The 21565-nt window shown below is 62.9% G+C and carries 20 protein-coding genes; 10 read left to right on the forward strand and 10 right to left on the reverse strand.

Annotation, left to right across the window (positions count from 1 at the left end; genetic code table 11):
- The first annotated feature begins 15 nt into the window (after positions 1-15).
- From AC1Z3V_RS29785 to AC1Z3V_RS29795, 3 genes are all read left to right on the forward strand, one after another.
- Entirely contained in the window at positions 16-837 is an 822-nt protein-coding gene (locus AC1Z3V_RS29785) for a cyclase family protein (RefSeq protein ID WP_483503488.1), read from the forward strand.
- A 57-nt stretch (positions 838-894) separates the two neighbouring features.
- On the forward strand, positions 895-1302 hold the full coding sequence (locus AC1Z3V_RS29790) for a carboxymuconolactone decarboxylase family protein (RefSeq protein ID WP_483503490.1): 408 nt from the start codon (positions 895-897) through the stop codon (positions 1300-1302).
- Between the two features lie 187 nt (positions 1303-1489).
- Positions 1490-4108, forward strand: coding sequence for an ATP-dependent helicase (locus tag AC1Z3V_RS29795; RefSeq protein WP_483503492.1), 2619 nt, complete (start codon positions 1490-1492; stop codon positions 4106-4108).
- Positions 4109-4162: 54 nt separating this feature from the next.
- Here AC1Z3V_RS29795 and AC1Z3V_RS29800 read toward each other — a convergent pair whose 3' ends face one another.
- Entirely contained in the window at positions 4163-4519 is a 357-nt protein-coding gene (locus AC1Z3V_RS29800) for a hypothetical protein (protein WP_483503494.1), read from the reverse strand.
- A gap of 563 nt (positions 4520-5082) precedes the next feature.
- Here AC1Z3V_RS29800 and AC1Z3V_RS29805 point away from each other — a divergent pair.
- Positions 5083-6333: an adenylate/guanylate cyclase domain-containing protein gene (locus AC1Z3V_RS29805; protein ID WP_483503495.1), complete on the forward strand. Its 1251-nt coding sequence runs from the start codon at positions 5083-5085 to the stop codon at positions 6331-6333.
- 26 nt (positions 6334-6359) lie between these two features.
- Here AC1Z3V_RS29805 and AC1Z3V_RS29810 read toward each other — a convergent pair whose 3' ends face one another.
- The 6 genes from AC1Z3V_RS29810 to AC1Z3V_RS29835 all read right to left on the reverse strand — a co-directional run bounded on the left by AC1Z3V_RS29810 (position 6360) and on the right by AC1Z3V_RS29835 (position 10668).
- Positions 6360-6821, reverse strand: a complete 462-nt coding sequence (locus AC1Z3V_RS29810; protein ID WP_483503497.1) for an N-acetyltransferase family protein — start codon at positions 6819-6821, stop codon at positions 6360-6362.
- Positions 6822-6949: 128 nt separating this feature from the next.
- Positions 6950-7423, reverse strand: a complete 474-nt coding sequence (locus AC1Z3V_RS29815) for a hypothetical protein (RefSeq protein WP_483503499.1) — start codon at positions 7421-7423, stop codon at positions 6950-6952.
- A gap of 4 nt (positions 7424-7427) precedes the next feature.
- Positions 7428-7892: a DUF4304 domain-containing protein gene (locus AC1Z3V_RS29820; RefSeq protein ID WP_483503500.1), complete on the reverse strand. Its 465-nt coding sequence runs from the start codon at positions 7890-7892 to the stop codon at positions 7428-7430.
- A gap of 99 nt (positions 7893-7991) precedes the next feature.
- Entirely contained in the window at positions 7992-8630 is a 639-nt protein-coding gene (locus AC1Z3V_RS29825; RefSeq protein ID WP_483503502.1) for a cysteine hydrolase family protein, read from the reverse strand.
- Between the two features lie 122 nt (positions 8631-8752).
- A complete protein-coding gene (locus AC1Z3V_RS29830) occupies positions 8753-9835 on the reverse strand; it encodes a type I restriction endonuclease (protein ID WP_483503504.1) in 1083 nt (360 codons plus the stop codon).
- 173 nt (positions 9836-10008) lie between these two features.
- Complete coding sequence (locus AC1Z3V_RS29835; RefSeq protein WP_483503506.1) at positions 10009-10668, reverse strand: phosphoribosyltransferase; 660 nt, start codon at positions 10666-10668, stop codon at positions 10009-10011.
- Between the two features lie 397 nt (positions 10669-11065).
- Between AC1Z3V_RS29835 and AC1Z3V_RS29840 the strand changes: the two genes are divergently transcribed.
- The gene (locus AC1Z3V_RS29840; RefSeq protein WP_483503508.1) at positions 11066-12307 is read left to right on the forward strand and encodes a GGDEF domain-containing protein; all 1242 of its coding nucleotides are present in this window, start codon (positions 11066-11068) and stop codon (positions 12305-12307) included.
- A 162-nt stretch (positions 12308-12469) separates the two neighbouring features.
- Positions 12470-12967 carry a CreA family protein gene (locus AC1Z3V_RS29845; protein WP_483503510.1) on the forward strand — a complete coding sequence of 166 codons (498 nt, stop codon included), beginning with the start codon at positions 12470-12472 and terminating at the stop codon, positions 12965-12967.
- Between the two features lie 243 nt (positions 12968-13210).
- Here the strand turns inward: AC1Z3V_RS29845 and AC1Z3V_RS29850 are convergent, their stop codons facing one another.
- From AC1Z3V_RS29850 to AC1Z3V_RS29860, 3 genes are all read right to left on the reverse strand, one after another.
- On the reverse strand, positions 13211-13510 hold the full coding sequence (locus AC1Z3V_RS29850) for a hypothetical protein (RefSeq protein ID WP_429806634.1): 300 nt from the start codon (positions 13508-13510) through the stop codon (positions 13211-13213).
- Positions 13511-13761: 251 nt separating this feature from the next.
- Positions 13762-14226 carry a chemotaxis protein CheW gene (locus AC1Z3V_RS29855; RefSeq protein ID WP_483503512.1) on the reverse strand — a complete coding sequence of 155 codons (465 nt, stop codon included), beginning with the start codon at positions 14224-14226 and terminating at the stop codon, positions 13762-13764.
- Between the two features lie 2 nt (positions 14227-14228).
- Positions 14229-16331 carry a methyl-accepting chemotaxis protein gene (locus tag AC1Z3V_RS29860; protein ID WP_483503514.1) on the reverse strand — a complete coding sequence of 701 codons (2103 nt, stop codon included), beginning with the start codon at positions 16329-16331 and terminating at the stop codon, positions 14229-14231.
- Positions 16332-16690: 359 nt separating this feature from the next.
- Here AC1Z3V_RS29860 and AC1Z3V_RS29865 point away from each other — a divergent pair, with 359 nt between their 5' ends.
- The 4 genes from AC1Z3V_RS29865 (at position 16691) to AC1Z3V_RS29880 (ending at position 21471) form a co-directional block, all read left to right on the forward strand.
- Complete coding sequence (locus AC1Z3V_RS29865; protein WP_483503516.1) at positions 16691-16849, forward strand: hypothetical protein; 159 nt, start codon at positions 16691-16693, stop codon at positions 16847-16849.
- Between the two features lie 221 nt (positions 16850-17070).
- Entirely contained in the window at positions 17071-17670 is a 600-nt protein-coding gene (locus AC1Z3V_RS29870; protein ID WP_483503518.1) for an SCO family protein, read from the forward strand.
- Positions 17671-17842: 172 nt separating this feature from the next.
- Positions 17843-18718 (forward strand): 50S ribosomal protein L11 methyltransferase, encoded by an 876-nt coding sequence (locus AC1Z3V_RS29875; RefSeq protein ID WP_483503520.1) that lies wholly within the window; start codon positions 17843-17845, stop codon positions 18716-18718.
- A gap of 917 nt (positions 18719-19635) precedes the next feature.
- The gene (locus tag AC1Z3V_RS29880) at positions 19636-21471 is read left to right on the forward strand and encodes an aminopeptidase P family protein (protein WP_483503521.1); all 1836 of its coding nucleotides are present in this window, start codon (positions 19636-19638) and stop codon (positions 21469-21471) included.
- The last annotated feature ends 94 nt before the right edge of the window (positions 21472-21565 follow it).

Genomic DNA, 21565 nt, shown 5'->3' on the forward strand with positions numbered 1-21565 from the left:
AGGGGAGCAAGAACGATGTGCGATGCCTGTGTGATGGAAACGGTGAAGGAGCGCATGCTCTCGCGCCGCAGCTTCTTCAAAGCCGCCGCCGTTGGAACGGCCGGCCTCGCCGCCGCGAGCGCCGGTATCGCACCCCCCGCCTTGGCTCAGGAACATGCAAGCGTCACCGATCTCACCCACGAACTGCATGAGGATTTCCCGACCTTCTTCGGTCAGCAGCAGTTCTTCCGCGAGGCGAAGTTCAATTACGCCAAGGACAAGTTCAACCTGTTCGAACTGCGGGTGAACGAACACACCGGCACCCATGTCGACGCGCCGCTACATTTTTCCGCCGACGGCCTTTCGGTCGCCGAACTGCCGGTGGAAAAGCTGGTCGTGCCGCTTTGCATCGTCGATATCCGCGAAAAGGCATCCGGCGACGCAGACGCGCAGGTGACGCCCGACGATATCAAGACCTGGGTCGCTGCCAATGGCGAGATCCCGGAAAACGCCTGCGTCGCCATGCTCTCGGGCTGGCGCGCGCATATGGGCACGGAGAAATTCCGCAATGCCGATGGCGGCGGCAAGCTGCATTTCCCCGGCTTTCACGTTGAGGCGGCGCATTATCTCATCGAAGAGAGCAAGGCCGCCGGCATCGCCGTCGATACGCTTTCGCTGGACCACGGCCCCTCGCCCGATTTCGCCACGCATTATGCCTGGCTGCCCGAGGGCCGCTGGGGCCTCGAAGCCGCCGCCAATCTCGACAAGCTGCCGGCGAAGGGCGCGACGCTCATCCTCGGTGCGCCGAAGCACCGCGGCGGCACCGGCGGCCCGGCGCGCGTCTTTGCCCTTGCCTGATCCCCATTCTTCAATTCGGCGGCGCAAGGCCGCCGGCAACACCACGCAGGGAAGCCCATGAGCACCGTTACCCCGCCGAAGGACCCGGAAGCGAACCCACGCGTCAAGGCCGTGTTCGACGATATTCGCGCCACGCGCAAATCCGATTTCATCAACAATATGTGGCTGTGGCTCGCCTTCGATCCGGATCTGCTGGAGCAGACCTGGCGCGACGTCAAGGCGGTGATGGCCACGCCTTCTGCGCTCGATCCGCTGGTGAAGGAGATGCTCTATATCGCCGTCTCCGTCACCAATGGCTGCGGCTACTGCGCCCACTCCCACACGGCGGCGGCAAGGGCGAAGGGCATGAACGATGCAGAGCATGCGGACCTCATCCGCGTGATCTCGCTTGCCGCCCGCACCAACCAGCTTGCGACCGCGCTGCAGGTGCCGGTCGATGCCGTCTTCGACAAAACCATGGGATAAAGCCTGTCGCGCAAAAGCGTGTAGCGGTTTTGCGATAACGACATGCGCCAAACTAAAATGATACCAAGAATAAGCGGTCTCGAAATCGCCTGTCTTTCCACAGGCTTGGTGCTGCCGGCGCAGAAAACGGAATAAAAGAAGAACATCCTTTCTGGCCTTTCCCCACCGAATCACTACATTGAGCCGCATGATGAGTGGTTTCGACGACATTCCTTTCTTCGACGAGGAGCCGGCGCCGCGCAAGCAGCCGCCAGCCCCCGGAGGTATCCCAGCCACCGGCGGCATCGCCGCGCGCGCCATGGCGGCGCGTGATCGCGCCCAGCCGCGCCCGGACTATCTCTCCGGTCTCAACCCGGAACAATCCGAAGCGGTCGAAACGCTCGATGGACCGGTGCTCGTTCTTGCCGGTGCCGGCACCGGCAAGACCCGCGTGCTCACCACCCGCATCGCCCATATTCTTTCCACCGGCCGCGCCTTCCCCTCGCAGATCCTTGCCGTGACCTTCACCAACAAGGCGGCGCGCGAGATGAAGGAGCGCATCGGCGTGCTCGTCGGCCATGCGGTCGAAGGCATGCCCTGGCTCGGCACCTTCCACTCGATCGGCGTCAAGCTCTTGCGCCGCCACGCCGAGCTCGTTGGCCTGCGCTCCGATTTCACCATTCTCGACACCGACGACGTGGTCAGGCTGATCAAGCAGCTCATCCAGGCCGAAGGCATCGACGACAAGCGTTGGCCGGCCAAGCAGTTCGCCGGCATGATCGACGGCTGGAAGAACAAAGGCCTCGATCCCGCCCAGATCCCCGAGGGCGACGCCCGCGCCTTTGCCAACGGCAAGGGCCGCGAGCTCTATGCCGCCTACCAGAACCGGCTGCTGACGCTGAACGCCTGCGACTTCGGCGACCTTCTCCTGCACCCGATCCGTATCTTCCGCATGCATGCGGATGTGCTGAAGGACTATCACGACAAGTTCCGCTATATCCTCGTCGACGAGTATCAGGACACCAACACGGCGCAGTACATGTGGCTGCGGCTCTTGGCGCAGCGCCCAAAGCCGTCAAGCGCGGCCACCGGTCCGGGCACAGCCCGGCAAGGCCAAGCGGCCGTCGCGCCCCATGGCGCGCCCTCCCGCGACGCCGAAGGCGCGCAGATGAAAGACGGGCGGAGCGAGCCGCAAAGCGGCGACAGCGTGAGCGCAAGGAAAACTGCGCAGCAGATCAACATCTGCTGCGTCGGCGACGACGACCAGTCGATCTACGGCTGGCGCGGCGCGGAAGTGGACAACATCCTGCGCTTCGAGAAGGATTTCCCGGGCGCCAAGGTCATCAAGCTCGAGCGCAACTACCGCTCGACCGAGCATATCCTCGGCGCCGCCGGCCACCTGATCGCCCACAACGAGGGCCGCCTCGGCAAAACGCTCTTCACCGACCGCACCAATCCGGATGACGAGAAGGTGCAGGTGCACGCCGCCTGGGATTCGGAAGAGGAAGCGCGCGCCGTCGGCGAGGAGATCGAGCAGCTCCAGCGCCGGAAGCACAAGCTGAACGACATGGCGATCCTGGTGCGCGCCTCGTTCCAGATGCGCGAATTCGAAGACCGCTTCGTCACGCTCGGCCTCAACTACCGCGTCATCGGCGGACCGCGCTTCTACGAGCGCCTCGAGATCCGCGATGCCATGGCCTATTTCCGCCTCGTCTGCCAGCCGGCCGACGACCTCGCCTTCGAGCGCATCATCAACACGCCGAAGCGCGGCCTGGGCGATACCACCGTGCGCACGCTGCACGATTATGCCCGCGCCCGCGATGTGCCCATGCTCGCGGCGGCCTCCGAGATCATCGAGACCGACGAGCTGAAGCCGAAGGCGCGCAAGGCTCTCTTCGACGTCGTCACCGATTTCCGCCGCTGGCAGAGCCTGCTGGAGACGACGCCGCACACCGAGCTTGCCGAGCAGATCCTCGACGAGAGCGGCTACACCGCCATGTGGCAAGCCGACAAGACGGCCGAAGCCCCGGGACGGCTGGAAAACCTGAAGGAACTCATCCGCTCGATGGAGGCCTTCGAGTCGATGCGCGGCTTCCTCGAGCACGTCGCCCTCGTCATGGATGCCGAGCAGAACGAGAACCTCGACGCGGTCTCGATCATGACGCTGCACTCGGCCAAGGGCCTGGAGTTCGACACCGTCTTCCTGCCCGGCTGGGAGGAAGGCCTCTTCCCGCACCAGCGCGCGCTCGACGAAGGCGGCCGCGCCGGCTTGGAGGAAGAACGCCGCCTCGCCTATGTCGGCATCACCCGCGCCAAGCACCGCTGCCACATCTGGTTCGTCTCTAACCGCCGTATCCACGGCCTCTGGCAGTCGACCATGCCCTCGCGCTTCCTCGACGAGCTGCCGCTCGCCCATGTGGACGTGGCCGAGAATGAACAATCCTATGGCGGCTATGGCCGCGGCGGTTACGGCCAGTCGCGCTTCGACAAGGCCGATCCCTTCCAGAACAACTATGCGACGCCCGGCTGGAAGCGCGCCCAGCAGCACCGCTCCGACGCCACCCGCGACAATTGGGGCACCCGCTCCGGCCACGCGGTCGAGCGCATCGGCTACGGCGAAAGCGGCCCGCGCGGCCGCACCATCGACGGCGAACTGGTGGCGAAATCGACGACCGCCGAACCCTCGCGCTTCTCGGTTGGCGACCGCGTCTTCCACATGAAGTTCGGCAACGGCAACATCGCCGCGATCGAAGGCAACAAGCTCACCATCGATTTCGACCGCGCCGGCCAGAAGCGCGTGCTGGATGGGTTTGTCGAGAAGGTGTGAGGCGGACTCGGCCAGCGGCATGCCATTCAGCAGGCCAGCCGACCAGCGGGCACCTCAATCTCGGGAGGCAAGGCAGGGGTCGAGCACCACATGCCTTTCGTCCTCGATCCGCATGGCGCCGCGAATTGTGGCCTGTTCGCCCACCTTCAAACCGTTGTCGGAATAGGTAACACACATCACCCGGATACCCGGGTCGGAGCAGATGGCGAGATACCAGAGCACCTGATCCGTCTCGACGAGGGTGAGCGGCCCGCTAGCCCAAAGGTCTACGCGCTCATCAGGTAGCTTGAAATCGCGGAGCGTTTCGGCAAGCTGCTCGCAGCTTGCGACCTCCGCGGGCGTCTCCTCCGCCCCGGCAAGGCCGCGCCGTCCGACAACGGTGTCTTCCCCGGCTATCACAGGCGCAGTCATGGTTCCCGCAAGAAGACCTATCGCGAAGAGGGCGCGAGCCCCTCTGCGAAGGACCCGATCGCGGCCTGTCGCCCCTGATGAGGTCGCGCTATCTCGCCTTTTTTCGTCCATGGGCAACATCGTCCTCCTTGCGAAACGCCGGGACGGCGCCTTGCACACTACGAGCGTCGGGAAACTGTCAGACCTGCAGAGGTCCGACAAACGACGAATTCAACGGCGAGGCATGAGAAAAATTTGGACCGGCATCTTGGGAGCATGACCACCCAACGGGGCCACTACCGCGCAATGGAGGGTGACCGCTTTCGCCCATCCGGAGCCCTCCGCACGTGCATCGTCATTGACCCCGCAACCGTCGATCCCATGGCGCCAACCGGCGAAGTACCCTAATAATTGCAGGCACAATTCTCGCGTTTAAACGAAACCTACTGCATGTCTCCTTAAATCGACTTCGATTTGAGGGCGAAGACATGCAGCAAATCAAAGTCCTGCAGCGACCTTTGCGCGTCTGATAAGACGCCCGGCGCTGTAGTACCGATCTCCCTCGACGCGAAGTGGATGGAGAAATGTCCTGGACGAGTGCTGTTCGCAGCCTGCTGGAGCTGGGCGCTTCAAATGCTGCCGAGGGTGACCGCGAAGGCATCCTCGTCGCGAATGTCGCGGCGTGCGTGATCGTCGTCACCACGACGACCTTCGCACTGATCTATGCTCTCTACGGCGAGCCGAGCCTGGTCCCGCTCGTCTACGCCAATCTCGCTCTGGCGGCGGCCGCTGCACTGACTCCGCTCTTTCATCGCTTCGGGCGTGTCGCGTCGGGGCTATGGGAATTCGGGATCTGCGTGGTGATCCTGGTGTGGATCGCCTCCTATGTCGGCCGAGACTCCGGCGTCCTGTTGACCCTGCTCGGCGTGACGCCGGTCGCCTTCGCGATCCTTGGATTTGAGAATATCGCCCTGGTGACGGTCTTGAGCGCCACGGCCACAATCACGGTCATCGCCGCATCCATCGCATTCCCGGAGGCGCGGTCAGGCGTCTACGATGCCAACGGTTTCCTGCAGCTCCTCTATTCGTCCTCGATCGTCACCCTCACGCTCTTGTGCTTCGCCACGATCTATTATGCCTTCCACCTGGCGAGAGAAGCGCAAGGACGGCTCGCCCGCCTGATGGCATCGATCATGCCGGACGAGATCGTGGCACGCCTCCTCAGAAATGAACGGGAAACGATCATCGACGAATTCGAGCACGCGACCGTGGTCCTGACCGACATCGTCCAGTTCGTGAGCCTGTCAAATGGCTTGGGACCGGAAAGGACCGTGAGCCTGCTCAACGAACTCTTTAGCGCGTTCGATCGCCTGGCGGCGAATGCCGGTGTTGAAAAGATCAAGACGATTGGCGATGCCTATCTCGCCGTGGCTGGCGTGCCGAGGCGGCATCCGGCTCCCGAGAAGGCGGCCGCGGCGTTCGGCTTCGGCGCCATCGCCGCGGCCCGCGAGATCGGCGAGCGCCATGGCGTCGTCGTGACGCTGCGCGCGGGCATGGCGTCGGGATCGGTAACGGCCGGCGTGCTTGGGCGAACGAAATACGCCTATGACGTCTGGGGCGCGCCGGTGAACCTTGCGGCACGCCTGGAAGCCATCGGCAAGCCCAACTACATCACGACGACCGCGGAGGTCAGGCAGCGATTAAGCGATCATTTCCAGTTCGTCCGCTGCGGCCCTGAAGACATCAAGGGCTTCGGCCCGATCGAAATCTGGACCATGCAATCGCCGGACCGCGATACAAGCGAGGTCGAAAGCCGGGCGCCGGTGGAAACGTGACGTACGGGCGCCGGACCAGTGATGCCTCAAACCGCCTTGCGATACACCAGAAACCCCGACTTCTCGGCCACCTTGTCGTAAAGCGCCATCGCCGTCTCATTGGTCTCGTGCGTCATCCAGTAGACGCGCGGCGCGCCCACGGCACGTGCCGCCTCGTAGACGCCTTCGATCAGCGCTCGCCCGACGCCCTTGCCGCGGGCCTCCGCGTTGGTGAAGAGGTCCTGCAGATAGCAGTTGGGCTGGATCATCGTCGTGCTGCGGTGAAAGAGGTAGTGCGTAAGCCCGACCAGCCGCCCATCGCTCTCGGCCACCAGCGCGTGCACAGGCTCATAGGCGTCAAAGAAGCGCGACCAGGTCATCGCGGTGATTGCGGGATCGAGCGCGGTTTCGCCGGAGCGGCCGTAAAAGGCGTTGTAGCCATCCCAAAGCGGCAGCCACTGTTCGTAGTCTGTCCGGGCTATTGGGCGGATTTGGAGATTATCAGTCATTTTTAATCCTGTGGTAAAATGAGATTAAGAGGGCACTGTGCACCTGACGCCGTGTCATTGGCGCTGTGGTCGCTGACTTAATCGCCGGAACATAGGTCGCGATCGCACCGCCGATGAAGGCGATCTCTTCATCGCGGGCTCACAGCCTCTCCTTCTAGGGCTGAACCTTCGTCGGGATCGGCTTTTCGGTTGAATTGACGAACCAGAGAGAACCGGGGCTCAACGGTCGCCAATATGTCCAGACACGCACCGCCCGTTATGAAGCGATAATGGGCGGCATCACGTTTAAGCTCGCGATAGAATTCGGATTGTGAAAGCCAAAAGCGGCTGTTCTCTACGCGATACGCGAAGTGATAGGGGACTAGGCCGCTGCTCTCCACGCCATGCTCCTCCGTCGAAAGGTAAACCTCGTCCAAGACACGAACGATGTCCGCATGACGGAAGAAGATCTTGAGCAACTCATCCTTGTCGACTGGCAGGGAAAAATACGCTGTCAGCGGATTGCCGTCGTCGCCGAGATAGGTGTGCTGGAGGTCGTAAAGCTCCATCCCCGTGCACGGCACTTTTGGTTCGAGCTCGATTGGAATGAAACGCGTGACCATCGCGTCACCCAAGACGAAGACGTTCGGCGCCCGCCCTGGAGAGCATCCAGTCAGGCAGCGCCCTGCTGGATAGAGCCTCCGCGGCGCCGGCTTCCGTTCCGCATCGAAGCAAGAGCGGTAAAGCGCGATCGACGAACTCGGCGAAACAGGCTTGCCGCTCTTCATCCGAAAACAATTGGTTTTCCAAATTGAGAAGCTTCACGCACAACTCAGCCTCGGCGGGCGCAAGAACATCTTCGAGGCGGAAGCGGATGTCGCCATGATACTGCTTGGGCCTCTCAACAGTCGATATCGATCGCAAGACAACAGAGAAGTTCAGGTAAAACTGGTTCCCGAACTGAGACTTCTGGAGGTTCACGATCAAGATAGTCTCGGGGTTTTCCAGATGCCAACTCCGCGCTTTCGTCCGGAAGCCAAATGGCTTCACTGAAAAGGCAACGGCGTCCACTAGAGGATTGCTGCCGGGCATGTCCGCTTCCGGATGGAATCAGTGCCGCGCGGCGGATTGTCAGTCATTATCGGTCCTATGATCGATTGGATAGAGCGGCAATGCCGCCTTAGCGCTTGGTCAGTGCCCTTTCGCCATCGCCGCGGTGATTGCCTGAATGTCGGTCATGATCGCATCGCCCATGAAGACGATGTTTTCCATCGAGCGTTCGCCCGCCTCGTGGTGCCCTGCCCCGCAGGCGTCGCGCACGACGATGGGCACGAGGCCGAGGTCGGTCGCATGGCGCACGGTCGGGTCGATGCCGATCTCCGTGGCAATGCCGCAGATCGCGAAAGAGGTAAGCCCGAGATCGCGCAGGATCATGGCGAGTGGCGTGCCCTCGAAGGCCGAGAAGGTGATCTTGTCGAGGATCGCCTCGTGCTCGCGCGGCTGCAGCTCCGGCACGAGTTCAAAGCCCGGCGTGCCGCGCAGGAACCAGGGATGCACCGCATCCGGGTCGTCCGTCCGCTGCCAGGCCATCGCCTGGCGCATCTGGAAGGCGCCCATCAGCGGCTTCGGCATCGAGAGGTGCCGCATGAAGATCACCGGAAAGCCGCCTGCCCGTGCCGCCTCCAGCACCTTCAGCACCCTTTCGGTGATTTCGGCACCGTTCTTCATCTGCCTGACGATGCCTATCTGCATGTCGTAAACGACGAGCGCCATGCGCTCCGGACGGCAGAAATCTTCGAGCGTCTTCCCAATTTCCAGCTTCGCGGCCATAGCTTCTCCTCGGGGTCGCCTCCTCCGGCGCCCACTCCGCCAACATCTCGCGCCGGGAATGTGGCGCGAGAGGCCCGCCGTTGCAAGATCACGCTAGGAGAGTTGATGGGCGCTCGAACCAGTCAAGCAGATCCGTTCTTGACATAGGACTGGATGACACTCTGGATCTCGCCTTTGACCTTGTAGATATCCGTCACACGATTAACGTCAAAACGCGTGCCGTTCTTATCAACGTCAAATATTGTAAGAAACTTTGTCTTTGAGTTGAAGTGTAGCCGCAATATTGGCTTTCTGTTGTTATCGTCGAAGTTAATACCGCAGTAACTCTTTTGATCACGCATCACGATGCGGGAAACATCGGCGAACTCCGCCCCGATAGCCCGGACAATATTAAATCCGTCAATTTCCTCTTGGGTCGTTTCGATACCGCCTTCATCACCTAGTTCCTTGTCACCGGCTGGCGTGGCATCGTTTGACGTCGGAATGCTTACGCTCTCATTGAACGCTGCCGTCAACTTTCGTTGAATCTTCTGACGTACTAGATCGTCAAAGGCACGTTTTATGATCGGTTTGAACTCGGTGACCACGGTCGCGGTCAGCTTGCCATCATAGATGTTCTTTGAGATCAGCCTCACGAACTCGTCATCTGGCTCGTTGAATTGCGCCTCGATGCAGCTAATAGCTGCCTTCATCCGTTTCAACGTATTAGCTGAACTCTTGATGTCTTCGATCGAGAAGCGATCCTTGTGAAACTTTTCCAGTTCGCGGAGGTCATTCTCATCATAATCAAATAGATCAAATTTGAAGAATGGGTTCACATCGAGCTTGTTCGGTGCATCCAAGTCCGTGAAAAACCAGACCTGAATGCCGTTCGTCAAAATCGCGATCGAGCAATCGGTCGTCGAAAAATAGCGATAAAGCTGACTGTATTGCGCGTCCGAGAGGTTTGCACTGACCGCCTTCGCCTCAAGGATGTACTGAATCTTTCCATCGATTTTGACAGCGTAGTCAACCTTTTCGCCCTTTTTCAGACCGACGTCTGCAACAAATTCGGGAATGATTTGGGTTGGATCGAAAACATCAAAGCCTAGCGTTCGCAGGAAGGGCATCACCAATGCATTCTTGGTGGCCTCTTCCGTGAGCGCGATCGTCTGCGCGGAGACAGCGCGCTTCGACAGCTCGGTTACTTGCTCCTTAAACGACATGCCGCTTCCCCCTCGATGCGCCTGCCTTAAAAACTACTTCTACAAGAATTTTTGCATAGGAATATCAACAATTGATTGATTCCTGATGAGAGGCAAGCGATATCCCCGGCATTGACAAAGTCTAAGATCGCGCCCGTCGCAGAAGCGCACTACACAGTCCAGTAACGGCCTCGTCATGTTGCTGCCGCCTTCTTCATCAACGCGATCACCTCCTCGTCGCTCGTCTGCTCGAAGTCGTGGTAGTGCAGGCCGACGGCGCGAAATGCAGCGGGAGTGGCGAGGCAGATGACGCGGTCGACCGCGTTGCGGAGATCCGCGAGTTCGCCTTTCGGCGCCACCGGAACGGCAAGGATGAGGCGGCGTGGGTTTGCCCGGCGCAACGCCCTGATCGCCGCGCGTACGGTCCCCCCGGTCGCAATCCCGTCGTCGACGAGGATCACGTCGCGATCCCTGGGCGAGATCGGTTCGCGATCGCCGAAATAGAGCGCGCGGCGCCGCAGGATTTCGGCATGCTGGCGCTCGGTTTCCGCCTCCAGATAGCCCCTTGCCGGACGCACGAGCCGGATCGCCTGACGGTTGAGAAACAATTCCGGCTCCTCGCCGTCGACCAGCGCGCCAAGCCCGAATTCCGCGTGCCCCGGCGCGCCGATCTTGCGCACGATCAGGACGTCGAGCGGTGCGCCGATGCGAATCGCGATCTCATAGGCGACCGGCACGCCGCCCCGCGGCAGCGCCACCACCAGCGGATCGGTAAGCGTCTCGACCTCGACCGCCTCGGCGAGTTGCCGTCCGGCATCCGCCCTGTTTTCGAAGAGCCATGTTCCCGTAAACACCTCATCTCTCCCAGGTTTCACCGTCGCCACGGTTCAATCCGGTCCACCGGACGCGGAGGGATTGGCCCGCAGACACGGAATGAGCAAAAGCCCGGTCGGGTTCCGCCGCCTCCGGCGCTGCCCGCCAGCCCGGTCTCTCCGTCGTTTCGCGCGGCCCCTGCGCCGGCCGAAAAAGATTTTTCATCATCCCTCGGGCGCACCAGAAGACCCGGACAATCCGCCATCTGTCGGTTGCCCGGGCGCTGATGTGAACAACCGTGCCAATCTAGGCCAATCGGTAAAATTGCATCGGAATTCGCCGGCTTTCGTTAAGGCGCCCTCGCTACCAATTGGCCTTGCATATCTGGCTGAGACGCAAGCCGCCTTTGTTGATTTTAGCACGACAGGCCGTTTCGAAATGAGCTTTCTCCCTGCCATATCGATCATCGCCCTCCTGGCGATGCTCCCGGTCCTGATTTCATTGCGCGCCTCGATGGTCGATGGCGGCACGGACTTCGCGGCGGCCAGCGCGGTGGCAAGCACGTCAACCGTGTTCATGCTGCTCTCCGAGTTTCCGGCACTCCAGCCGCTGTCCCTGATCGGCCTCGTGTTCCTGGCCGGCGCCTGCCTGCTCGTGCTTTCCGGCTTTCACCGCGCGCTCGGCGTTCACAGGCGCACCTCGACGTCCCTTGTCGCGACCGCGTCGATGGCATTTGTCGCGCTGTTTACTGCGGCATTCGGCGCGCAAAGCACGACCTTGCATGCCCTTTCCGTCATCGGCATCGCCGCCGCCTTCGTGCTGATCATCGCCGTCTGCTCGCAGCACCGGCGCCAGGCGCCGGGACCGGTGGAGCGGCTCTGCGTCATCGCGTGTGCGGCAACCGGCTGCTCGACGCTTCTCGCAGTCGCCGTGCTCTCGCCCGCCGCCCACGCCGCAGCGGTCGCGTCTGCACCCGCCGGCTGGGATTTCGCTTGTGCCGTCATGCGCTACTTCTATCTGCCGGTGCTCTTCCTGGGCGTGATCCTGATGATCCAGAACCGGGTGATCACCGACCTCAAGACGGCGATCGCGCGCGACGAGCTGACGGGCGTTCTGTCGCGGCGCGCCCTGCTCGATCTTGGCCAGCGCGCCCTGACCACCAGCCTTGCACGGCAACAGCCGGTGTCCTTCCTGCTGCTCGATCTCGACTACTTCAAGAAGATCAACGATCGCTATGGCCATGCGGTCGGCGATGCCGCGCTCGGCCACTTCGCCGGCACCGTCGCCACCTGTCTCACCGGCCGCGGCACGCTTGGGCGCATCGGCGGCGAAGAATTCGGCATCGTTCTGCCCAACCACACGGAAGAAGCGGCCTTCAAGCTCGCCGAGGAGATCGGCCGCGTGGTGCGCGACACGCCGATCGGCCGCTTCGATCGGCCGATCCGGCTGACGGTGAGCATCGGCCTCGCCGAGGCCGTTCCCGGCGACACGATCAGCGACATCATGATCCGCGCCGACATGGCGCTCTACGACGCCAAGGCCGAAGGGCGCGACCGCTGCACGATTGCCGGCCGCTTCCAGCCCGACGCAAGCGCGCGGGCGCTCGCGGCCGCGGCCGCGCAACTGCGCGCCGCCGACAGCAGAAGCTTCGAGCCGAGGCTGTTGCGCGATACCGGCTGACCGGCAGGACAATCTTGTAAAGCCGCTTCCCGAACCTATGTGAGCTTGGCCCAGTGCATGTCCCCTTGGACCCCACCGGTTCATGGGCGGAACATGCAGCCCGTCAAAACGCTACGGCGGCCCTCGTGCCTCTATGACACGCACCGCTGCAGGAGGACATCCATGTCGCGTACTGTTCGCGCTCTTCTCGTTGCCGGTCTCGCCGCCTTCACGGCGACCGTCCTGCCCGCCCGCGCCGAAACGGTCGGCGAGGTCGGCGTCGACTGGCTCGGAAACGACATCATGATCGATGCCGTCACCGACCCGAAGATCAAGGGCGTCACCTGTCACGTCACCTATTTCGACCGCAGCGTCATCGACCGGCTGAAGAACGGCAACTGGTTCGAGGACCCGTCGAACAATTCCATCGCCTGCCGCCAGACCGGCCCGATCGAAATCGGCGACATCGATCTTTCGAAGGACGGCGAGGAAGTGTTTCGCGCCGGGCTGTCGCTTGTCTGGAAGAACCTGCTGGTCACACGGATCTACGATCGCAAGAACGATACGCTGATCTATCTTGCGCATTCGCGTGAGTTGACCGACGGCTCGGCGAAGATGTCGATCACCACCATTCCGCTCTACGGTCAGACGGTGACCTGGCAGAACGGAAAGCCGCAGTAAGCACGCGCCATCCGCCTGCTTCAGCCGGCGGGGCAATCCATCGCGACGCTATGAAGCGCCCGCCCCTTCGCGGGCGCTTCCGAAACCTACTGAATGTCTCCTTGAAATCGACCTCGATTTAAGGACAAAGACATGCAGCAAATCAAAGTTCTACGGCGACCTTTGCGCGCCTCATGAGACGCGCGGGTAGGCAGAGCGGAACGAGGCGAAGTCTCTGGGAGCACCCCATCCGCTTCCCGCATGTCAATAGGTCGGCGGAACGATGCCCTGATAGTAGTCGCCGTCACCGCCCTGATAGCCGCCGAAAGGCTGACGATCGCGATAAACGGGGGTCGGTGTGGCAGTTCTGCTGATGCTGCCCGTCGACATCGTGTCAACCCGTGCGGCGGACCGCTTCATCAGCGGCATGGCCTTGTGCGTGTTCTGCGTTCCGGGCGGATTGTTGACGTCGATGCCCTGGTAGTAGCTGTCGGCCAGAGCCGGCCCGGCCATCAGCATCGTTACGGAGAGCGTGGCAACAAGTTTCCTTACAGAGATTGTCATGAGTTCAACTCCTGTTTCGTGGCAGGCACCCGGCCTCCGTTCGGGCGCCCGGCAACACCGGTAAATTAGTACAAGTATTCCCGCCGGCCACATGACGTTTTGTCACAATGGAGTCGCCCAAGCGTGAAGAGCATTGCCGAAGTTTAACTTGACCGACGCATTCCACTACCTGCCCGAGCGCAGCCGAAACGCAAAACACCCCAGTGGCGATGCCACCGGGGTGCTCCTCAATTCTGGCAGCGGTCGAAATATCAGGCGGCCTGGGCCAGTTCGTCGGCAATGACCGTATCGAGATTGAGGAAGCAGACCATCGTCTTTTCCAGCGCGACGATGCCGCGGCAGAAGGCGCGCTGTGCCTCCGGAATGATCTCCGGCGCCGGCTGCAGCGCTTCGCTCTTGATCGTCATCATGTCGGAGACCTGCTCGACCAGCAGGCCGACGAGCTTGCCGGCGATATCGGTGACGATGATCGCCGAGCGCTCCGACGGCTCGGTCATCTTCATGCCGAGGCGGGCAGCCATGTCGATGACCGGGATCACCGCGCCGCGCAGGTTGATGAGGCCGAGCACGTAGGGCGGCGTGTGCGGCATCGGCGTCACCGGTGCCCAGCCGCGGATTTCGCGGATCGCCATGATGTCGATGCAGAATTCCTGGTCGCCGAGATGGAACGACACGATTTCGAGATAGGCGCCGGACTGCTTGATTGAATTGGTCATGATCAGAATTCTTCCCAGTTTTCACCGGAGGCCGTAACGGACGGCATGGAGCCCGGTTTGTTGCCGAAAGCGCCCGCCAGCTTGCCCATCAGGGCCTTCGCGGGAGATGGAGTTGGAAACGAGGCCATTTGGGCCGAGCCGATCTTGCGCAGCGGCACCGGCTCGCCGGTGCCCTTGGCGGCCGGCCGCTGAGCGGTCGGGGCCGAAGATGTTTTCGTCCGCACCGGAGCAACGGCCGCCCTTGCCGCTGGCGCCACAGGCCCCGGCGCCGACGTCGGCATGGCGCGCTGCATCGTATGGCCCTCGCGGAACTGGCCGACGAGGCCGGTCAGGCGCTCGGCGTCCTGCGCCAGCGTGTGGCTCGAGGCATTGGTCTGCTCGACCATGGCGGCATTCTGCTGCGTCATCTGGTCGAGCTGGCCGACGGCGGTGCTGATCTCGTTGAGGCCGGTCGACTGCTCGCGCGCGGCCATCACGATCGAGGTCATGTGTTCGTTGATGCGCGCCACGTCGGCGCCGATCCGGCCGAGCGCCTCGCCTGTCGCCCGGACGAGCTTGACGCCGCTGCCGACCTCGTTGCCGGAGCGGCTGACCAGCGCCTTGATGTCCTTGGCGGCACCGGCGGCGCGCTGCGCCAGTTCACGCACTTCCTGCGCCACGACCGCAAAGCCCTTGCCGGCTTCACCGGCACGCGCCGCCTCGACGCCGGCATTCAGCGCCAGGAGGTTGGTCTGGAAGGCGATCTCGTCGATGACGTTGATGATCTTGCCGATCTCGTTCGAAGCACTTTCGATGCGCGCCATGGCGGCGATCGCCTCGCCGACGATGCGGCCGGATTCCTCCGCATTGGTGCGCGTCTCGTCGACCATGCGGCTTGCCTCTTCGGCGCGCTGGGTCGCGGTGCGAACCGTGACTGTGATTTCATCGAGCGCTGCCGAGGTCTGCTCCAGCGAAGCGGCCTGCCGTTCGGTGCGGCGCGCCAGGTCGTCGGCGGCCGAACGCATCTGCCGGCCGTTCGATTCGATCGAAAGCGCATTCTCCTTGACGCTCGAAAGCACCAGGCGCAGCCGCTCGACCGTCTGGTTGAAGTTCTGGCGAAGCTGGTCGAGATTGCCGTCGAAGGGCCGGTCGATGGCAACGGCAAGATCGCCGTCGGCAAGCTGGGTCAAGGCGCGGCCTAGGCTGTCAATCGCCGTCTGGATGCGGCGCACCGCTTCCTCGCGCTCGTGCTGCTGCTGCTCGCGTTCCTTCTCGATTTCGCGCCGGCTGAGTGCGGCGCTCTGCTCCAGCGACTGCTTCTCGATGGCCGAAAGCCGGAAGAGATCGACCGAGCGGGCCATGGCGCCGATTTCGTCGCCGCGGTCAAGCGCCTCGACCTTGGTTGCCAGGTCACCATTCTGGACCCGCTGCATCGCATTGCGCAGGCCAAGGATGCCGGCGCGCAGCGTGCTGCCGTGGAACCAGAGAAGACAAAGCAATGTGGCCATTGCGAGCAGTCCCGCGGCCACCTGAAGCTGGAATGCCCGGTCGGACGTGGCACGCGCCTCGGCAACGCGCGTCTGTACCAGGCCGGTTGCCGCTTCGGAGAGCGACGTCAGAGCCGTGGCGACCCGTTCGCCGGCGCCATCGATCGCATCGTCGATCCTGCCAAAGTCGTCAGCGGAAGCCTTGCCTTCGATCAGCGTCTTCAGGTCGGTGCCGATCGCCTTGCGCAGTTCCGCGACATCCGCATCGAAGGTCGAAAGCGCGTCGCTCCGTCCGAGCAGCCCGGCAAGCGCCTTGATGTCGGCCGATTTCGCTTCGAGCAGCCTCAGTATCCCGGCAATACTGGCGGCGCGGGCCGGCTGGATCGCGCCCTCTTCCCGGTCGATGATGCTATCCATCGCGTTGAGCACGAGATTGGTCGTCGCCAGGCGAACCTCATCGACGGTCGTCAGCCCGTTCTGTGCCGCGACCGCGCCCTGCAGGGCGTCGTTGGCTTGGCTGCCCTGGTACCAGCCGACCCCAAGCACGGAGCCAAAGCCGACGAAGGCGGCGCCGGCAAGCGTCGCCAGCCGCTGGCTCACGGAAAGATTGCGCTTCAGGGAAGGAGATGTGGCAGTCATAGGGAGTCCATGGTCACGGATCCGCCTGGAAGCGGGTCCTCCTACGATCGATACGGAAAACCGGGGCCGAGAAACCGGCTGACCTCATGTCATATCGGAGCCGAACGCTCCTCCCGCGTGGAAAAAACACTGGCAAACAGACCTTAAACATTCGCTAAGGCAGGCCGCCGATCCCCAGGGAGATGAGCTATTTGCATATTTTTGCATATGCGTCGCAAGCCTCGGTTTTCCCGGCATTTGCGGGCACAATCCATCGGAGCACTCCGGGCCGGTTTTCCACCGTTTCCTGTCCCGACCGGAAGGCGCCACGACCGCGGCTCGCGGCTTCCCCTCGCCGTGCTAGATGCTATGATGGCCCCATGAACACGAAGACTCAGCGCTCGGTCCGCCTCCCCCTCGCCGCAAGCCTTACGGCTGCGATCGCGCTTGTGCTCCTGCTCGCCTTCCGCGGCTGGATGGAGAACGGCGCAGAGATGTTCCTGGCGCTCGCCCAGTCCGGCCTTTCCTGGTGCTTTTAGGCGACGGCTTCGCTCCCTCTCCTCAAGTTTAACCCGGGGACTAACCCCTCCCCGCCAGCGGGGAGAAGGTCGCGGCAGCGGGATGAGGGGCAGCATCTGATCTGCGCGCGCCGCCACAACCTGCGGCAATTGTCCCATTTGCACGGTCCCGGTGAAGGCGGTATCAAGGGCCGATCAACCGGACATGGCCGTCTTCGGCCCCAACAAAATCGGTAGCACGCATGAAAACCATCCGCATCGTCCTCTGGGCCGCTGTCGTCGTCATGGCCGGCATCCTCGGCTGGCTGACCTATGAAATGACCCAGTCGAAGCAGCAGGCCGCCACCGGTCCCTTCGGCGTGCCCTTCACGCTCACCGCCCAGGACGGCAAGGAAATCACCGAGAAGGCCTTCACCGGCAAACCGACCGCGCTCTTCTTCGGCTTCACCCATTGCCCGGAGGTTTGCCCGACGACGCTGTTCGAGCTGAACGGCTGGCTGGAAAAGGTCGACCCGGAAGGCAACAAGCTGCAAGCCTATTTCATCACCGTCGATCCTGAGCGCGACACGCCGGAGGTCCTCGGCCAGTACGTCTCCAACGTCTCCAAACGCATCACCGGCATTTCCGGCCCGCCCGACAAGGTGATGGAGATGGTCAAGGGCTTCCGCGTCTACGCCAAGAAGGTGCCGGTTGATGCCGCCAAACCCGAGGGCGACTACACCATGGACCACACGGCCTCGGTCTTCCTGCTCGACGCCAACGGCCATTTCTCCGGTACGATCGCCTATGAGGAAAACCCGGAAACGGCGGTCAAGAAGCTGGAAAACCTCACCAAGGGCTGAGCCATATGATCGTGACGTGACGTTGCAAGCGCCGGCCCTGCCCGGCGCTTTGCGTTTGTGGGGCAATCGTGATAGCGCACTGCACACGATTGCCACCGCCCCGCGCGCCGCCCTAACGGCATGGCTCGATGCGGGGCGCGCGCGCGGATTTGCCAGCCCGAAGGACAGAGCCTTGAGCGAGATCAGACTTTTCGTCACCACCACCGAGAAGCAGGCGGAAGCCGTGCTCGACCGCATGAGCGAGGTCTTCGGCGAAGAGGACTATGCCATCGGCACGACGGAGGTCGATGAAAAGCGCGACGTCTGGGAAGCCTCGATCTACATGATGGCCGTCGACGAGGAGCGGGTGAACGAACGGCTCACCGAAGCGCTTTCCGAGGATTTCGCCCACCTTCCGATCGAGCGCGAAGTGCTGCCGGATATCGACTGGATCGCCAAGTCGCTCGAGGGTCTGGCGCCGGTGCGCGCCGGCCGCTTCGTGGTGCACGGCTCGCACGACCGCGACAAGGTGAAGACCGGCGAGATCGCCATTGAGATCGACGCAGGCCAGGCCTTCGGCACCGGTCATCACGGCACCACCGCCGGCTGCCTCGAAGTGCTGGCCTCGGTTGCCCGCACGCGCACCGTGCGCAACGTGCTCGATCTCGGCACCGGCAGCGGCGTGCTGGCGATCGCCGCCTGGAAGCTCATGCAAGTGCCGGTGCTCGCCACCGACATCGACCCGATCGCCACCCGCGTCGCCGCAGAAAACGCCCGGGTCAACGGCGTCGTCACCGGCATGACCTTCGCCACCGCGCCGGGCTTTCACTCCACCGCGTTTAGCGCCAACGGCCCCTTCGACCTCATCATCGCCAACATCCTCGCTCGCCCGCTGATGAAGATGGCGCCGCAGCTCGTCGCCAATCTCGCCCCCGGCGGCTCGGTCATTCTCTCGGGCATTCTCGCCGAACAACGCTGGAAGGTGCTCGCCCATTACAACGGCCAGCACCTGCGCCATGTGCGCACAATCTGGCGCAACGGCTGGGTGACGATTCATCTGGAGAAGTAGGCGACGACGCCGAAGGCGGCTGCCGTCCGGCAGAACGACTGCCCACCTTCATTGTCGAGGTGATAGCCCCTCATCCGGCTGCCGCCACCTTCTCCCCGCAAGCGGGGCGAAGGGACCCGCGGCACCGCCTTGCCGCAGATCCAACTCCCATTCGTGACATTCGGTACGTCCACTCGCCGATGCGTTCGCGCTGTGCATTGTGTAAAGCGGCTTGCGGCATTACCACGCACAAAGATCGGCCCCAGCTGCTAACGGTGCAGTCGGGCACGTCCCCTCGCCCCGCCTGCGGGGAGAGAGTTAGGGTGAGGGGCGATCTTTTGAAGAAATCCGGCGGCTTCAATCTTGCCTGCAAAAGCTTGCGGGAGAGCTTTGCGGAAACGCAAAGAGCGCCGACGCGCGGCTGACGCTGACAAACGCCCAAAACAAATCAAGAAAAACGAAAAGGCCGCCTCGTCTATCATGACGGGCGGCCTTTCGAAACAAAGGCGATGCCAGGGGCATCGCCTGCTGGCTGGCTTTTGGCCAACCATGCCCGCGAGCCTGAGGAGGAGGAGCGCTCGAGCGGGCGTCTACCGTTCCGAAGCTGGCCACCCTTGAGGGAGGAGGAGAACAGAATGACCAACTATTCTCGGAACCGCAGTCTTTTGAACCACCGGATGTTCTTCCGTGTTCGTTGAGCGGGCTTATAAACTATTATTCCGATAGAGATAGGGACTTCTTAGCATGGGTGCCATGCGCTGAGCGCATATGTATGACGAATGGGCAATTGCTCTCGGCGTTGCCCACAACCGGGAGCATTGCGAGAAACGTGGGTCGCGGTCGCTTACAGGATATCGCCTCTTTCCTCCAAAGGGCCGTTTCCGCTAACATGACTCCATCTTTCCCGCGGTTTACCGCTCAATCTACCGGAAATCCCCATGTTTCAGTCTTTTGAAGTCACCTCCACGCCGCAATTCGGCAAGGAGCGCACCGAAGCCCTGCGCGCGTCCTTCGCGGCCCTCGGCATCGACGGCTTTCTCGTGCCGCGCGCCGACGAGTTCCAGGGCGAATATGTGCCCGCCTCCTCCGAGCGCCTTTCCTGGCTGACGGGTTTCACCGGTTCCGCCGGCGTGGCCCTCATCACGCAGCGTGAAGCAGTCGTTTTCGTCGACGGACGTTACGTCACGCAGTTGAAAGAGCAGGTCGACGGCAGCGTATTCACCGGTGGCGACCTCATCGGCGAGCCGCCGCATCTATGGCTGGAGAATCATGGGGCCAAGGGCTTCAGGCTCGGCATCGACCCCTGGCTGCATACCGGCGCCGAAGTGCGCCGGCTGGAAAAGGCGCTCGCCACCCTCGGCGGTTCGCTGGTCTTCCTCGATCACAATCCGCTGGACAGGATCTGGGCGAACCGCCCCGCGGCCCCGCTCGGCAAGGTCAGCATCCAGCCGATCGAGCACGCCGGCGAGCTCGCCAAGGACAAGATCGCCAGGATCGCGGCCGGCCTCGACAAGGCGGGCGCCGGCGCCGTGGTGCTCACCGACCCCTCCTCCGTCGCCTGGACCTTCAACATCCGCGGCAGTGACGTGCCGCACACGCCGCATCCGTTGGCCCGCGCGATCATCCACGCCGACGGCCGCGCCGAGCTTTTCCTCGACAAGCGCAAGACCGGCATCGAGCAGGAGGCCTATCTCACCCAGATCGCCGAGATCGTCGCGCCCTCCACTTTCGACGATCGCCTGAGGGCGCTCGGCGCTGCCGGTGCCGCCGTGATGATCGACCCGGATCTCGCCTCCTTCGCCATCTCCGAGCTGATCCGCTCGAAGGGCGGCAAGGTGGTGGAAGCGGTTGATCCCGCCCGCCTGCCGCGCGCCCAGAAGAACAAGGCCGAAATCGACGGCTCGACCCGCGCCCACCTGCAGGACGGCGCCGCCATGGTCGAGTTCCTTGCCTGGCTCGATAACCAGCAGCCCGGTACCGTCACCGAGATCGGCGCCACCAACCAGCTGGAAGCTGCCCGCGCCACCGTCGGCGAGCGCATGCAGAACCCGCTGAAGGACATCTCCTTCGACACGATCTCCGGCGCCGGTTCGCATGCGGCAATCATGCATTACCGCGTCACCACCGCCACCGACCGGCCGATCGAAGCCGGCACCATGTTCCTGATCGATTCCGGCGCGCAATACATCAACGGCACCACCGACATCACCCGCACGGTCGCTGTCGGCGCCGTGCCGGAGGAGCAGAAGCGCTTCTTCACCCTGGTGCTGAAGGGCATGATCGCGATCAGCATCGCGCGCTTCCCCAAGGGGTCGCGCGGCGTCGATCTCGATCCGCTGGCACGCATCGCGCTCTGGAAGGCAGGCGCCGACTACGCCCACGGCACCGGCCATGGGGTCGGCTCCTATCTCTCGGTGCATGAGGGCCCGCAGCGCATCGCCCGGCTTTCGACCCAGGAACTGCTGCCCGGCATGATCCTCTCCAACGAGCCCGGCTACTACCGCCCCGGCGCCTTCGGCATCCGCATCGAAAACCTCGTGGTGGTGCAGCCGGCAACGATGGTGGACGGCGGCGACCTGCCGATGCTCGGCTTCGATACGCTGACCTTCTGCCCGATCGACCGCCGCCTGGTCCTGCCGGCGCTCCTGACGGACGAAGAGCTGGATTGGCTCAACACTTACCACGCCGAGACCCGCGAGAAACTGATGCCGCTGCTCGCCAGCGACGAGACCCGCGACTGGCTGAAGGCCGCAACGGAAGCGCTCGCACGCTGAGTCAGGCGCCGAGCGACACAATGGAAAACGTCGCGCTCTCAGGCGCGGCGTTTGACGCTGGACAAGTCTCGAAGCGCTTGTTTGGTGAGGATCC

The sequence above is a fragment of the Ensifer sp. 38_S197 genome (genome assembly GCF_056924495.1).

Bases quoted from the DNA above. Each gene is read 5' to 3' on its own strand.
- AC1Z3V_RS29840 (WP_483503508.1), top strand. From the start codon at position 11,066: ATGAGCTTTCTCCCTGCCATATCGATCATCGCCCTCCTGGCGATGCTC.
- AC1Z3V_RS29855 (WP_483503512.1), bottom strand. From the start codon at position 14,226: ATGACCAATTCAATCAAGCAGTCCGGCGCCTATCTCGAAATCGTGTCG.
- AC1Z3V_RS29815 (WP_483503499.1), bottom strand. From the start codon at position 7,423: ATGGTCACGCGTTTCATTCCAATCGAGCTCGAACCAAAAGTGCCGTGC.
- AC1Z3V_RS29880 (WP_483503521.1), top strand. From the start codon at position 19,636: ATGTTTCAGTCTTTTGAAGTCACCTCCACGCCGCAATTCGGCAAGGAG.
- AC1Z3V_RS29845 (WP_483503510.1), top strand. From the start codon at position 12,470: ATGTCGCGTACTGTTCGCGCTCTTCTCGTTGCCGGTCTCGCCGCCTTC.
- AC1Z3V_RS29795 (WP_483503492.1), top strand. From the start codon at position 1,490: ATGATGAGTGGTTTCGACGACATTCCTTTCTTCGACGAGGAGCCGGCG.
- AC1Z3V_RS29865 (WP_483503516.1), top strand. From the start codon at position 16,691: ATGAACACGAAGACTCAGCGCTCGGTCCGCCTCCCCCTCGCCGCAAGC.
- AC1Z3V_RS29805 (WP_483503495.1), top strand. From the start codon at position 5,083: ATGTCCTGGACGAGTGCTGTTCGCAGCCTGCTGGAGCTGGGCGCTTCA.
- AC1Z3V_RS29830 (WP_483503504.1), bottom strand. From the start codon at position 9,835: ATGTCGTTTAAGGAGCAAGTAACCGAGCTGTCGAAGCGCGCTGTCTCC.
- AC1Z3V_RS29850 (WP_429806634.1), bottom strand. From the start codon at position 13,510: ATGACAATCTCTGTAAGGAAACTTGTTGCCACGCTCTCCGTAACGATG.
- AC1Z3V_RS29825 (WP_483503502.1), bottom strand. From the start codon at position 8,630: ATGGCCGCGAAGCTGGAAATTGGGAAGACGCTCGAAGATTTCTGCCGT.
- AC1Z3V_RS29790 (WP_483503490.1), top strand. From the start codon at position 895: ATGAGCACCGTTACCCCGCCGAAGGACCCGGAAGCGAACCCACGCGTC.
- AC1Z3V_RS29785 (WP_483503488.1), top strand. From the start codon at position 16: ATGTGCGATGCCTGTGTGATGGAAACGGTGAAGGAGCGCATGCTCTCG.
- AC1Z3V_RS29870 (WP_483503518.1), top strand. From the start codon at position 17,071: ATGAAAACCATCCGCATCGTCCTCTGGGCCGCTGTCGTCGTCATGGCC.
- AC1Z3V_RS29820 (WP_483503500.1), bottom strand. From the start codon at position 7,892: ATGCCCGGCAGCAATCCTCTAGTGGACGCCGTTGCCTTTTCAGTGAAG.
- AC1Z3V_RS29810 (WP_483503497.1), bottom strand. From the start codon at position 6,821: ATGACTGATAATCTCCAAATCCGCCCAATAGCCCGGACAGACTACGAA.
- AC1Z3V_RS29860 (WP_483503514.1), bottom strand. From the start codon at position 16,331: ATGACTGCCACATCTCCTTCCCTGAAGCGCAATCTTTCCGTGAGCCAG.
- AC1Z3V_RS29800 (WP_483503494.1), bottom strand. From the start codon at position 4,519: ATGACTGCGCCTGTGATAGCCGGGGAAGACACCGTTGTCGGACGGCGC.